General features: G+C 71.4%; 14 protein-coding genes, 1 pseudogene and 1 riboswitch. Of the genes and pseudogenes, 4 read left to right on the top strand and 11 right to left on the bottom strand.

What is annotated here, in order from left to right; all coding sequences use genetic code 11:
• Positions 1-86: 86 nt before the first annotated feature.
• The 3 genes from OG494_RS44160 to OG494_RS44150 are packed head-to-tail and all read left to right on the top strand — an operon-like array spanning position 87 to position 3036.
• Positions 87-1178 carry a LolA family protein gene (locus tag OG494_RS44160; protein ID WP_328449151.1) on the top strand — a complete coding sequence of 364 codons (1092 nt, stop codon included), beginning with the start codon at positions 87-89 and terminating at the stop codon, positions 1176-1178.
• Positions 1175-2161, top strand: coding sequence for an ABC transporter ATP-binding protein (locus OG494_RS44155; RefSeq protein WP_328449149.1), 987 nt, complete (start codon positions 1175-1177; stop codon positions 2159-2161). Before OG494_RS44160 ends, OG494_RS44155 begins: the two co-directional genes overlap by 4 nt.
• Positions 2158-3036 carry an ABC transporter permease gene (locus OG494_RS44150; RefSeq protein ID WP_328449147.1) on the top strand — a complete coding sequence of 293 codons (879 nt, stop codon included), beginning with the start codon at positions 2158-2160 and terminating at the stop codon, positions 3034-3036. The genes OG494_RS44155 and OG494_RS44150 overlap by 4 nt, the downstream gene beginning before the upstream one ends.
• Before the next feature lie 39 nt (positions 3037-3075).
• On the opposite strand, the gene OG494_RS44145 is transcribed toward OG494_RS44150, so the two are convergent.
• The 4 genes from OG494_RS44145 to OG494_RS44130 form a co-directional block, all read right to left on the bottom strand.
• A complete protein-coding gene (locus OG494_RS44145) occupies positions 3076-4116 on the bottom strand; it encodes a DUF3592 domain-containing protein (RefSeq protein WP_328449145.1) in 1041 nt (346 codons plus the stop codon).
• Positions 4117-4208: 92 nt separating this feature from the next.
• Positions 4209-5216 carry an ABC transporter ATP-binding protein gene (locus tag OG494_RS44140; RefSeq protein WP_328449143.1) on the bottom strand — a complete coding sequence of 336 codons (1008 nt, stop codon included), beginning with the start codon at positions 5214-5216 and terminating at the stop codon, positions 4209-4211.
• Positions 5216-6778, bottom strand: a complete 1563-nt coding sequence (locus OG494_RS44135) for an ABC transporter permease (RefSeq protein ID WP_328459205.1) — start codon at positions 6776-6778, stop codon at positions 5216-5218. The genes OG494_RS44140 and OG494_RS44135 overlap by 1 nt, the downstream gene beginning before the upstream one ends.
• 62 nt (positions 6779-6840) lie before the next feature.
• The gene (locus tag OG494_RS44130) at positions 6841-7890 is read right to left on the bottom strand and encodes a thiamine ABC transporter substrate-binding protein (protein ID WP_328449141.1); all 1050 of its coding nucleotides are present in this window, start codon (positions 7888-7890) and stop codon (positions 6841-6843) included.
• A gap of 21 nt (positions 7891-7911) precedes the next feature.
• Positions 7912-8021: riboswitch (TPP riboswitch) on the bottom strand.
• Positions 8022-8053: 32 nt separating this feature from the next.
• Here OG494_RS44130 and OG494_RS44125 point away from each other — a divergent pair.
• Complete coding sequence (locus OG494_RS44125) at positions 8054-8338, top strand: 4a-hydroxytetrahydrobiopterin dehydratase (RefSeq protein ID WP_328449139.1); 285 nt, start codon at positions 8054-8056, stop codon at positions 8336-8338.
• 410 nt (positions 8339-8748) lie between these two features.
• On the opposite strand, the gene OG494_RS44120 is transcribed toward OG494_RS44125, so the two are convergent.
• The 7 genes and pseudogenes from OG494_RS44120 to OG494_RS44095 all read right to left on the bottom strand — a co-directional run bounded on the left by OG494_RS44120 (position 8749) and on the right by OG494_RS44095 (position 11168).
• Complete coding sequence (locus OG494_RS44120; protein WP_328449137.1) at positions 8749-9114, bottom strand: winged helix-turn-helix transcriptional regulator; 366 nt, start codon at positions 9112-9114, stop codon at positions 8749-8751.
• 10 nt (positions 9115-9124) lie between these two features.
• Positions 9125-9298, bottom strand: a complete 174-nt coding sequence (locus OG494_RS44115; protein WP_328449135.1) for a DUF1330 domain-containing protein — start codon at positions 9296-9298, stop codon at positions 9125-9127.
• A gap of 31 nt (positions 9299-9329) precedes the next feature.
• Positions 9330-9401, bottom strand: a pseudogene (locus OG494_RS48535) (hypothetical protein); the annotation flags it as partial.
• 8 nt (positions 9402-9409) lie between these two features.
• Positions 9410-9616 (bottom strand): hypothetical protein, encoded by a 207-nt coding sequence (locus tag OG494_RS44110; protein ID WP_328449133.1) that lies wholly within the window; start codon positions 9614-9616, stop codon positions 9410-9412.
• Between the two features lie 173 nt (positions 9617-9789).
• Entirely contained in the window at positions 9790-10257 is a 468-nt protein-coding gene (locus OG494_RS44105; RefSeq protein WP_328449132.1) for a hypothetical protein, read from the bottom strand.
• Positions 10257-10838 carry an ArsR family transcriptional regulator gene (locus tag OG494_RS44100; RefSeq protein WP_328449130.1) on the bottom strand — a complete coding sequence of 194 codons (582 nt, stop codon included), beginning with the start codon at positions 10836-10838 and terminating at the stop codon, positions 10257-10259. Before OG494_RS44100 ends, OG494_RS44105 begins: the two co-directional genes overlap by 1 nt.
• A 51-nt stretch (positions 10839-10889) precedes the next feature.
• A complete protein-coding gene (locus OG494_RS44095) occupies positions 10890-11168 on the bottom strand; it encodes a hypothetical protein (protein ID WP_328449128.1) in 279 nt (92 codons plus the stop codon).
• Between the last annotated feature and the right edge of the window lie 351 nt (positions 11169-11519).

Here is an 11519-nt window from a genome sequence, read left to right as displayed (position 1 = left end):
ACCTTCAGGGGTATCTCAGCCTCGAGAGGGAAGCGTCGGAGCCGGGAACCGAGCACACTCGGGTTCGGGAACACAGGGAGAGACGCATGAAACCGAAGACGAAGGGCATCACCGCGGCGGTCGTGGGCACGGCCCTCGGCGCCGGCGGGCTCGCGTTCATCGCGATGCCGGCGAGCGCCGACGACAAGCCGGCGTTGCCGCAGGTCAGCGCGGAGGACTTGGTGCAGTCGGTGATGACCGCCAAGCCGGGCGCGTTCGACGGCACGCTGAAGGTCAGCAACAACCTCGGGCTGCCCGCGGTGGGGAGCGCGATCCCGGGGGCGTCCGCGCTGAACATCGACTCGGCGCACATCTTCACCGACGGCGCGGGCAAGAGCCGGCTGGCCGTCACGCAGGGCGCCGGCCAGGAGACCGTGGTCCACGACGGCACGACCGTCTGGGACTACAGCTCCAAGACCAACACCGCGACCAAGGTGACCATCCCGGCGGACGTGGCGAAGCAGAAGGGCGCGGGCAGCGAGAAGACGCCCGACCCGGTCGCGACGACCACCGAGCTGCTGGCGAAGGTCCGCGAGAGCAGCACGGTGTCGGTCGACGGCACCGCGACCGTCGCCGACCGCCCGGCCTACGAGCTGGTCCTGACGCCGAAGCCGGGCGAGCGCACGCTGCTGCGCGAGATCCGCGTGGCCGTCGACTCGCAGACGCGGATGCCGCTGCGCGTGTCGGTGCTGAGCAACGGGACGTCGACGCCGGCCCTCGAGGTCGCGTTCACCGACGTCCAGTTCACCCAGCAGCCCGCCGACCTCTTCGCCTTCACCCCGCCGAAGGGCGCCAAGGTGGAGGAGAAGACGCCGACCGTCGACCAGAAGGACAAGGCTCTCGCCGAGCAGGCGAAGCAGGACGTCAAGGTCGTCGGCGACGGCTGGGACACCGTCATCACCGGCAAGGTGCCGGCCGACGCGCTGAACGCGGCGCCGAAGCAGCAGGGTGACCGCCAGGGCCGGGGCACCGACCCGCAGGCCCTGCTCGACCGGTTCACCAAGAAGGTCAGCGGCACCTGGGGCAGCGGCCACCTCATCACCACGAAGGTCGGCAGCGCGATCCTGACCGACGACGGCCGCTTCGCCGCCGGTGCGGTGCCGGAGCAGGTCCTGTTCGAAGCGCTGGGTCAGAAGTGACCAGTACGACCTCTGTCGAGGCCGGGACGGACGTTTTGAATCCTGCACAGGAGACGTCCGCCCCGGCGGTTCCCCTGGCCGCGCGCACCAGGGGGCTGCGCAAGGTCTACCGCGGCACGGTCGCGGTGGACCACGTCGACCTCGACATCCCCGAGGGCGCGGTCGTCGGGATGCTCGGGCCGAACGGCTCGGGCAAGACGACCACCATCCGGATGCTGCTGGGCCTGGTGCGCCCGACCGAGGGTGAGGTCGAGCTGCTCGGCCGCAAGATGCCCGACGCCGCCGCGCACGCACTGCCGGACGTCGGCGCGCTGGTCGAGGGGCCGGGCTTCCACCCGTTCCTCTCCGGCCGCGACAACCTGCTGCGCTTCGCCGCGGCCGAACCGCGGCTGGCGTCGTCCGGGATCCCGCTCGCGGTGGACTCCGCGCTCGAGCGCGTCGGGCTGAGCGTCGCCGCGCGACGGCGGTACAAGGGGTACTCGCTCGGCATGAAGCAACGGCTCGGGCTCGCTTCGGCGTTGCTCGTGCCGCGGAAGATGGTCGTGCTCGACGAGCCGACCAACGGCCTCGACCCTGCTGGTACCAGGGAGATCCGCAGGATCGTGGCCGAGCTGCACGCCGAGGGTGTCACCGTGCTGGTGTCGTCGCACCTGCTGGCCGAGGTGGAGGCGACCTGCACGCACGTCGCCGTGCTGCAGGCCGGGAACGTCGTCGCGCAGGGCGAGCTGGCGGAGCTGCTGGAGTCCGGCAACGCGGCCTTGCTGGTCCGCACACCGGACGCCGAGCAAGCCGTGGAAGTGCTGCGGGAGAACCGGATCGGCGCGCGGCTGACGCCGGACGGGATCCGCGCCGACCTCACGGCGACCGAGGCGCCGCGGGTGCTGCAGGTCCTGGTGGGCGCGGGGGTCGCGGTCCACGAGGCGACGCGGGCGCGTACCGGCCTGGAAGACCTGTTCGCGCGGCTGACGGAGGGGGCGGAATGACCACGGTTCTCGAGGCACCGGTGGCCCGCGCCGGCCACGACACGGTGCCGCTGCCCCGGTTGCTGGCCGCGGAGCTGCGCTGGATCTTCCGGCGGCCGCGCACCCTCGCGGTGCTGGGCCTGCTGGCGCTGATCCCGGTGGTGATCGGCATCGGCCTGACGCTGGTCAGCGAAGACGCGCAATCCGGCGGCGGCCCTGACGACGGCGGCGGCGCGCTGCTGGCGTCCGCGGTGAACAACGCGTTCGTGCTGCCGATCGCGGCGATCGTGATGACGCTGACCCTGCTGCTCCCGCTGGCTTCGGCGATGGCGGGCGCGGACGCGATCGCGGGCGAGACGTCCCACGGAACCCTGCGCGGCTGGCTCATCGCCCCGGTCGGCCGCGGCCGGCTGCTGGCGGTCAAGGCGTTCGGCGTCGCGACGGTGTCGGTGGTTTCGGTGCTGGCGATGTGCTTCACGGGCGTGGTGACCGGCCTGATCATCAACGGCACGGATTCGCTGTTCACGCTGTCGGGCACGACGTTGTCGGTGGGCGGCGCGCTGGCCCGGATCCTGCTGGTCGCGGGCTGGGTCGTCCTGCAGCTGTGGGCGGTCGGCGCGGTGGCGCTGGCGATCTCCAGCTGGACCGAGCACCCGATGCTGGTGGTGGCGTCGGTCCTGGCGGCGGACATCGTGTTCACGATCCTGGGGTTCCTGACTTCGCTGGATTGGCTGCACCCGTTCTTGTTGACGCAGAACTGGTCGCTGGCGCCGGCGGAGGTGCTGCAGGACCCGATGGGGACGCAGATGCTGGGCGAAGGAGCTTTGCGAGCGGCGTGCTACATCGTGATCGGGCTCTCGCTGGCCTACGCGCGGTTGTCCACCCGCGACGGCTGAGCCGCTTTCCCGGGCCAGGTCGCAAGACTTGGCCCGGGGTCATCCGGCAGCCCGCGGCACCTTCCCGGACACCGGAATAGCGTAGGGCCGCTCCGCGGACGGCCCGTACGGGATCAGCACCACCATGTCGCGGCCCCGGCCGCCGATCCAGGCGCGGCGATCCACGCGGTCCTTCAGCACCTTCGTCCCGTGGGTCGATCTGACCGCGCGCACCGTGATCGCCGAGCCGTCGTGGTAGTGGACGCGGAGGTCCGCATCGGGCCTGCGCTCGGTGCGGCGGAGTTCGGGGAGCACCGTCACCGCGGCCCGGCGCCAGCCGGTTCGCCGCACGGCGTGGTACCGCCGCCGCCAGCGGAAGGCCGCGAGCACCGACCACGGTACCGCGAAGAAGGTGACCAGCAGCGGCACGATCAAGACCCAGACCGGGAACGGGTCCTCGGCCCGCTCGTCGTCGAGGCGGGCCACCTGCGGGTGGGCCGGGTCGTAGACCACCGCCACCACCTGGCCGACCGCGTACCTGGTTCCGGTTTCCCGGACGATCTCCGCGGTCCGGGTCACGCCCTCGACGCGGTATTCGACCCGCACCGACGCCCCGACCGCGACGACGTCGGCGAGCGTGCGGGTACCGGTTTCCCGGACGACGCCGGCCGGTTCGCCGACCGCCGTGATCCCCGCCGCGCAGCGGCCCATCAGCCACCACCACGCCACCGCGATCAGCACCGCGCCGGCCGAGGGTGCGCAGCCGCGAGGTCTCCTCCTCGAAATCGACGCCGTCAAGCGGCTTCGGCGCCGGCAGCCACTTCTCTTCGCCCATCCGGCCAGCGCGGCCTCGGCCCGGTGGTCGGCGGCCACGATCCGGGACCATGCGATGACGGCCAGCGCCGCCGAACCGATGAGCGCCCCGGCGTCGGCCGGGAGTTCCCCGGCCCCGAAGAGGTAGCCCGGCTGAGCGAGCGTGATCGCCGTGCCGATCACGAAGATCGCGAAAACCAGCGCGCACACCGCGGCGAGCAGTTCCCACGCCGTGCGCTGCCACGACGCCCGGCGAGCGGCGGCCTCGGCGTCCGACTCCGGATCCATCGCCGAAGCCTAGGCGGAACCCGCAGGTCAGCGCGGATTCGGCGGAAGCGCACACCGGGGCAACCCCGGGCGCCCGCCGAACGTGCAAGTAGTCAACCGACCAGGGCCACGCCGTCCGAGTCGAGTTCCAGCGTCACCCGGTCCCCCGCCCGGAAATCAGCCGCCGCCGGGGCCACCGCGTCCACAGTGGACTCCGCCAGCCGGACCACCAGCCGCACGTGTTCGCGCCGGTGGACCGCGGCCACCACTTCGCCGTCCACTCCGGAGCCGGCCACGCGCAGTGCGTGCGGGCGCAGCCCCAGCCGCACCGGGCCGTCCTTGACGTCCGGCACCGCCACATCCCCCAGCGGCGTCCGGACCACGCCGCCTGTCGCGATCCCCTCGGCGAACGACGTCACTCCCAGGAACCGCGCCACGTCGTCGTCCAGCGGGTTGCGCCACACCCGGCGAACCGCACCCTCCTGCCGGACTTCGCCGGCGTCGAGCACCGCGACCCGGTCGGCCAGTGTGAACGCCTCCTCCTGGTCGTGCGTCACCAGCAACGCCGTGATCTTGCTGCGCCGCAACAGGTCCGCGAGGTCGATCGCCAGCTGCTCGCGCAACCCGGCGTCCAAACCGGACAGTGGCTCGTCGAGCAACAGCAGCCGCGGCTCCGGCGCCAGCGCGCGGGCCAGCGCCACCCGCTGCGCCTGACCGCCCGACAGCTCCGTCACCCGCCGCCGCTCGAAGCCGGACAGCCCGACCAGTTCCAGCAGCTCGGCGACGCGTGGCGCCCACGCCGACCGCGGCACGCCGTGCATCCGCAGGCCGAACGCGATGTTCGCGGCGACGTCGCGGTGGCCGAACAGCTGGCCGTCCTGGAAGACCAGCCCGAAGCCGCGCCGGTGGACCGGCACCGCGCCGAGGTCCTCACCGTCCCAGCTGACCGTGCCGCGAGCCGACGGCTCCAGCCCGGTGATCGCGCGCAGCAGCGTCGACTTGCCCGAGCCCGACGGGCCCAGCAGCGCCAGCACCTCGCCGTCGGCGATGTCGAGCCGGGCGTCGCGCACCGCGGCGAATGATCCATAGTGGACGGTCAGGTCCCGCACCGACAGCGCCATCAGAACTCTCCCACCCGGCCGCGCGCGGCCCCGAGCCGGTCGATCAGCGCGACCGCCAGCACCGTCACGAGCATCAGCAACGCGCACGCGGCGTACGCCATCTGGTTGTTCAGCTCGCCCGGACGTCCCATCAGCGACGCGATCGCGACCGGCAGCGTCGGCAACGTCGGCCGGGCCAGGAAACTCGTCGCGCCGAACTCGCCGAGCGCCACGACGAACCCGAATCCCGCGGCCGCGACCAGCGGGCGCAGCGTCAGCGGCAGGTCGATCTCCCGCCACACCCGCAGCGGGCTCGCGCCGAGCGTCGACGCGGCCTGCCGCAGCCGGACGTCGACCGAGCGCAGCACCGGCAGCACCATCCGCACGATCAGCGGGATGATCACCAGCGCCTGCGCCAGCGGCACCAGGTAGGGCGACGTCCGCAGGTCGCCGGGCAGCGCGTCGAGCGTCACGAGGTAGCCGAACCCGACGGTCACCGCGGACACCCCGAGCGGCAGCATCAGCGCGGCGTCGAGCGTCTCCCCCAGCCCGCGCGCGGCCCGCGCCGGCGACCGGCGCAGCGCCACCAGCACCACCGACGCGAGCACGCCGACGACCAGCGCCAGCAGCGTCGCGTCGATCGCCACCTTCAGCGAGTTCAGCGCGGCGTCCCAGCCGGACACCTGCAGCGCGCCCTTCTCGCCGGTGCCCGCGAGCGCGCGGTACCCCGCGAGGCTCCAGCCGTCCGAAGTGGACACCGACTCGGCGAGCAGCGCGACGATCGGCGTCAGCAGCAGGGCCAGCACGACGCCCGCAGCGCCGACGACCCACCACTCGCCGCCGCGAGGGCGTCGCACCGCGCCGGAACCGATCCTGGCGCCTTCCTTGCGCCGCCGCGCCAACCCGCCGACGACCAGCGCCGCGACGACCGCCGCGAACTGGATCAGCGAAAGCGCCGACGCGCCGGAGAGGTCGAGCAGGTCGACCGTCCGCAAGTAGATCTCGGTTTCCAGGGTCCGGTACCGCGCGCCGCCGAGGATCAGCACGACGCCGAAGCTGGTGGCGCAGAACAGGAAGACGACGGCCGCGGCGGACGCGATCGCGGGCGCCAGCGCGGGCAGCGTCACCGACCGGAACGCCCGCCACGGCGACGCGCCGAGCGCCCGGGCGGCGTCGGACGTCCGCGAATCCAGCCGCGCCCAGAGCCCGGCGACCGTCCGCGCGACGACGGCGACGTTGAAGAACGCGTTGGCCAGCACGATCGGCAGCACGCCGCCGTCCGGCCACAGCGCCCGGAACGCCAGCCCGACCACGACGGTCGGCAGCACGAACGGCACGAGCACCAGCGTCCGCGCCAGGCCGACGCCGGGCAGTTTCGCCCGCGCCAGCAGGAACGCCACGGGCAGCCCGGCCAGCACCGCGACGACCGTCGAGCCCGCGGCGGTGGCCACCGTGAAGCCGGCCAGCCGCCACGTCTGCGGGTCGCCCAGCACGACGTCGAGCCCGCCCGCGGCGAACCCGCGCCCGACGATCGCCAGCACCGGCCAGGCGAAGAACACCACCAGGAACCCGATCGGGCCCAGCCCGAGCAGCGCCAGGCCGAGCCCCCGGGTGGTCCGCGGCGGGGCCAGGAGGCTCCGGGATGTCACTGCACGAGCGTGCGCCATTCGCCGATCCACTTCTCACGCCCGGCCTGCACCTGGTCCGCGGTCAGCGCCTGCGGCTTCTGCGGCAGCGGCGCGACCTGCGCCCAGCCCGCCGGCAGGTCGACACCCTGGCGCGTCGGGTAGACGTACATGTTGGCCGCCACCGTCGCCTGGAACTGCTGCGAAAGCAGGAAGTCGACGACCTTGCGCGCGTTCTCCTCCTGCTTGCCGCCGGCCAGCACCCCGGCGTACTCGACCTGCCGGTAGCAGGTGTCGAGCAGCGCCTTCGTCCGCGGCTTCCCGTCGTCGCCCACCTCGGCGGCCGGCGACGACGCGTACGAGACCACGATCGGCCGCGGCCCCTTGCCGGACGAGCCGGAGAAGTCCTTGGTGTAGGCCTCTTCCCAGCCGCTGACCACCTTGAGCCCGTTGGCCTTCAGCTTGGTCCAGTAGTCCTTCCAGCCGGCCTCGCCGTACTTCGCGACGGTGCCGAGCAGGAACGCGAGCCCGGGCGACGCCGTCGCCGGATCCTCGGCGACCAGCAGGTCCTTGTACTTCGGGTCGGCCAGGTCGTCGTACGACTCCGGCGCCGGGATCCCCTTGGCGGTGAAGTAGTTCGTGTCGACGTTGACGCAGACGTCGCCGACGTCGACCGCGGACAGCCGGTGCTCCGGGTCGACGGCGTAACGCTGCGGCCCGCGGTCGGCCTCCGGGCTGGTGTAGGGCTCGAAGACGCCCTCGGCGAGCGCGCGCGAGGCGAACGTCGAGTCGACGCCGTACGCGACGTCGCCGACCGGGTTGGCCTTGGTCAGCACGAGCTTGTTGGTCAGCGAACCGGCGTCGCCCTGCTTGAGCACCGAGATCTTGATGCCCGACTGCTGCTGGAAGGCGTCGAGCACCTCCTGCGGCGCCAGGAAGGAGTCGTGCGTCACCAGGGTGACGGTGGGCGTCTGCTTCGTGTCACCGGACCCGTCCGACAGCGAGCACGCCGCTGTGACGACGCTGACGGCGGCGATGGCCGTCGCGGCGCGTACAGCCCTGCGTTTCATCTACCCTCCTGCACTTCGCCGGACGAGGAGGGAAAGCCCTCCCTTCGCCGGCATGATCCGGGATCAGGTGCTAACGGTCGCGGGTCACCCCGCCTCTCAGCCCGGCTCACCGGACTCCCGTGGCAACCGTGCAGCGTAGTCCAGGACGTTGGACGATGGAGGCATGACGGAAATCTTGAGCGACGACGAGGCCGATCGAGCTCTGCTCCACGGGTGGGTCCGCACGGGCGCGGTGATCCGGCGAGAGGTGGAGCTCCCGAGCTTCCCGAAGGCGATCGAGGTGGTCGACCGGGTCGCGGTGCTCGCCGAGGCCGCCGACCACCACCCGGACATCGACATCCGCTGGCGCACGCTGACCTTCCACCTCAGCACGCATTCGGCAGGCGGGTTGACGGAGAAGGACTTCGCGCTGGCCAAGCAGATCAACGAAGTTCTCGACGGACTGTGATCCCGCCTACTCTCAGTGCACGAAAGCCCGGGTTCGACGTCTCTCGGTAAAGGACTTCGGACTCGAGAGGACAGTCATGACCCAGGCGATCGTGGTAGGCACGACGGCATTCGCGACGATGGTGGCCGCGGCCGGTGGGGTGCTCTGGTTCACCGTCCGCAACCGCCGTCACTCGGACGGCTGAGTGCTGTTTCCGCTGGTCAGCGGCATGATCGGGTGAGCTTCGTCACAGCTGCTAACGCTCGGCATGGTCAACGCGCTGAACACGCGGAAGCATCGGCCCGTTCGTAGGGAAACGCCATGAACAGCACCCCCGCCCCCGCCACCCTGACCACCGCCCAGCGCGCCTGGATCAACGCCCTCGCGCCCGCGGTCGTGCTGATCGCGATCGCGCTGATGGGCCTCCTCGGCTAATCCGCCCGGTCGTAGGCCTGCCGGGCCGCCCGCAAGCTCGGCAGGTACTTCTCCGCCCATTCGCGGCAACGGTCCATGGGCTCGAACAAGGTCCGGCCCAGGTCCGTCAGCGCGTACTCGACGCGTGGCGGGTTCTCGTCGTAGGTCTTGCGGGTGATCATCCCGTCCCGCTCGAGGGACCGCAGTGTCTCGGTGAGCACCTTCGGACTGACGTTCCTCAGCGGCACGCGCAGTTCGGAGAACCGCCGCGGCCCGTCCTTCAGGCAGACGACGACCATGCCGCCCCACTTGTCCCCGATCCGGAACGGCGTATCGCCGGACGGGCATTGCGGCGCGAAGAGATCAGCGGTCAGCGGCTCCACGAAGCCGACGTTAGGCCACGCCGTCGACGAGCAGCAACCGCCGCCGCAGCGCGGTCTTGCTGAGCTGCAGCGCCTCGGCGTACTCGGCCGAGGCGTACCAGCGTTCGGCCGTCTCGCGATCCGGGAACTCGACGAGGACCACGCGGTCGTCGCAGTCCCCCTTCGAGAACCGTCGGCGTCGCACCGCGGGCGAGGTAACGGCCGTCGTGGTGCACGATCGACTCCTGGGCGAGTTCGCGGTAACGCCGGCCCTGGACTTCGTCGAGGATTTCGACCTCGGAGATCACGTAGACGCTCACGGTTCCGAGGGTGGCAGAACTCCGGAGCCGTCACCTGGTGCTGTCACTACCCGGATTTCCTCCGGCGGCGGGAACTCGACCGGGGTTTCGTCGGCCACGCTCCAGTATTCGAGGCCGGACAAGCGGCCTTCGTCGACGAAGAGGATGAGCCCGCCGTCCACCACATCGACGTCCACGGCCACCCGGCTCTCGACGTCGGCCACCGTCACTGTTGCGTCGACGGCGAGGTCGATCGTGGGACACCCGCACGGGCAGCGGCCGGTCACCTCGGCCGTGCGCGCCTGGGCGCGAAGTGCCGCGGCACCGGGAAAGTCCGTAGCCAGCAGCAGGTCCAGGACCGCTCTCTCGCGCGGAGTGAGCGGCCGGCGAGCGGTGCTCAATAGCGTGGCATGTTCGGGATCGTCTTCTCGGCGACGTCGATGAGGGCCTCGACCTTCACGACGTCGGCCGTCACGTCCTCCGGCGTCACCGCAGGCGCCTCCGAGGACCGGTAGGCGACTTCGTTGCGACGGGCCCGCATCCGGTTGAAGGGCCGCAAAACCGACCCCAGCGGCGGATCCAGCTGAGCGAGGACGGCTTCGTAGACGGTGACGTGCCCACCGCGGCTCGTCACCCGCAGCCCCTGGTTCTGCAGGACGGCCGCCAACGCCCGCCGCGCGCTGTCGTAGGCCAGCGTGTAGGCGCCTTCCGGGTCCGTCTCCTGGAGCTGTCGCGCCGAAGCAAGGTGCGTACGGGCTCGGACGAGCTCGGCCTCGGCCGCCTCCCGCGACGCCGGAACGTGCTCGATGGCGCCGCGCGCGAGGAACGCGTCGATCCGTTCGCGGCCTTGGTTCCACTGCGGCATCAGGTCTCCTGGCTGAGTTTCACCAGCGGACGCTCACGCACGCTGGTGAGGAACGGATCGGTGGTGCTCGCCGCCCACGACTCGGGCGAGACCCGGTGGACGTTGACCTCGCGCCCCAGCCGCCGTGACACCTGTTCCGCCGAGTCGAAGAGCGCGTCCGGATCGGGCGAACCGACAACGAGGACGTCGACGTCGCCGGGCGGAAGACCGGGTTCGCCGCTGTAGCGCGCGGCCCAGGAGCCGTAGATGTAGGCCTCGCGCACGCCGGCCAGCCCGGACAGGGCCTCGGCGAGAAGCGGCATCGGCCCGAAGGTGACAGCGATGAGCTCGCTCAGGGGCGGGTAGAGCGGGGTATCGGTACGCGCCTTGACGAGCCGGCTGCGGCCCACCCGCCGGTCTTCCAGGATGCCGCCCCCGGTCAGCCGCTCGACTTCCCGCAACACGGCGGTGGGCGTGACACCACAGGCCTCGGCGAGCTCGGTGATGCTGTACTCGCGATCCGGGTGCAGGAGCACGAGCGCGAGCAGCTCACCCTGCATGCGCGAACGCAGCAGGGGCAGCAAGCTCGGCGAAGCTTTCATTGGACGCAGTATATCCTGCGCCCAATGAAAGTAACAACCAGCGACAAGCCGCTACTCGGCCAGCGCCAGGTCGGCAATGACCAGAAGGCGCTCGTAGTACGGCCGCCCCGCAGCGGGGAACTCCGGCAGCGACGACCTCAGCCTGTCCGCGGCACGCGCGAAGGACATCCGCGCGCCCGGCGGCAGTGATCCCGCCCGGCTCGCCCACCCGCAGATGTCGGCGTCGATCGTCACGGCGCACACGGACCCGTAGTCCTCGCCCCGCCTGACCGCCGACGGAAACGGCGCGGCACGGTGCTCCGCGAGGACAGCAGCCAGATCGCTCATCACCCGGCCGACCTACGACCCGGGGCCGAGACAGATCTAGACGTTGAAGCGGAACGTTGACACCCAGCACTCCGACCAGCGGAGATAGGCCTGCAACGCCTCTGACCTGCCGTTTCTTACGTTTGCCAGCGTTGGTTACAGATGGCACTACTTGACCGTTCTGCGGACGGTCCGCGGACTGACGGTCCGCGAGGGAACGTTGGACCGGGGGAGGGCTACGGTCTCGGCGTAACCCTGAGGACGTCGCGGATCGCGACACCCTGGACGGGACTTTTTACACGCCTTAATCCAAGCAAGCCACCCCAGTGGTTAAGTCGGGTACAGCCCCCGGATTTTGCGCCCGACCTGCGGGTT

The organism is Amycolatopsis sp. NBC_00438, assembly GCF_036026695.1.
Taxonomy (GTDB): domain Bacteria; phylum Actinomycetota; class Actinomycetes; order Mycobacteriales; family Pseudonocardiaceae; genus Amycolatopsis.
This window is presented reverse-complemented; position numbering and strand designations above follow the sequence as displayed.

What these genes read in the sequence shown, in the direction of transcription:
- OG494_RS44160 (WP_328449151.1), top strand. Translation starts at nt 87, where the DNA reads ATGAAACCGAAGACGAAGGGCATCACCGCGGCGGTCGTGGGCACGGCC.
- OG494_RS44150 (WP_328449147.1), top strand. Translation starts at nt 2,158, where the DNA reads ATGACCACGGTTCTCGAGGCACCGGTGGCCCGCGCCGGCCACGACACG.
- OG494_RS44145 (WP_328449145.1), bottom strand. Translation starts at nt 4,116, where the DNA reads ATGGATCCGGAGTCGGACGCCGAGGCCGCCGCTCGCCGGGCGTCGTGG.
- OG494_RS44140 (WP_328449143.1), bottom strand. Translation starts at nt 5,216, where the DNA reads ATGGCGCTGTCGGTGCGGGACCTGACCGTCCACTATGGATCATTCGCC.
- OG494_RS44130 (WP_328449141.1), bottom strand. Translation starts at nt 7,890, where the DNA reads ATGAAACGCAGGGCTGTACGCGCCGCGACGGCCATCGCCGCCGTCAGC.
- OG494_RS44125 (WP_328449139.1), top strand. Translation starts at nt 8,054, where the DNA reads ATGACGGAAATCTTGAGCGACGACGAGGCCGATCGAGCTCTGCTCCAC.
- OG494_RS44105 (WP_328449132.1), bottom strand. Translation starts at nt 10,257, where the DNA reads ATGCCGCAGTGGAACCAAGGCCGCGAACGGATCGACGCGTTCCTCGCG.
- OG494_RS44100 (WP_328449130.1), bottom strand. Translation starts at nt 10,838, where the DNA reads ATGAAAGCTTCGCCGAGCTTGCTGCCCCTGCTGCGTTCGCGCATGCAG.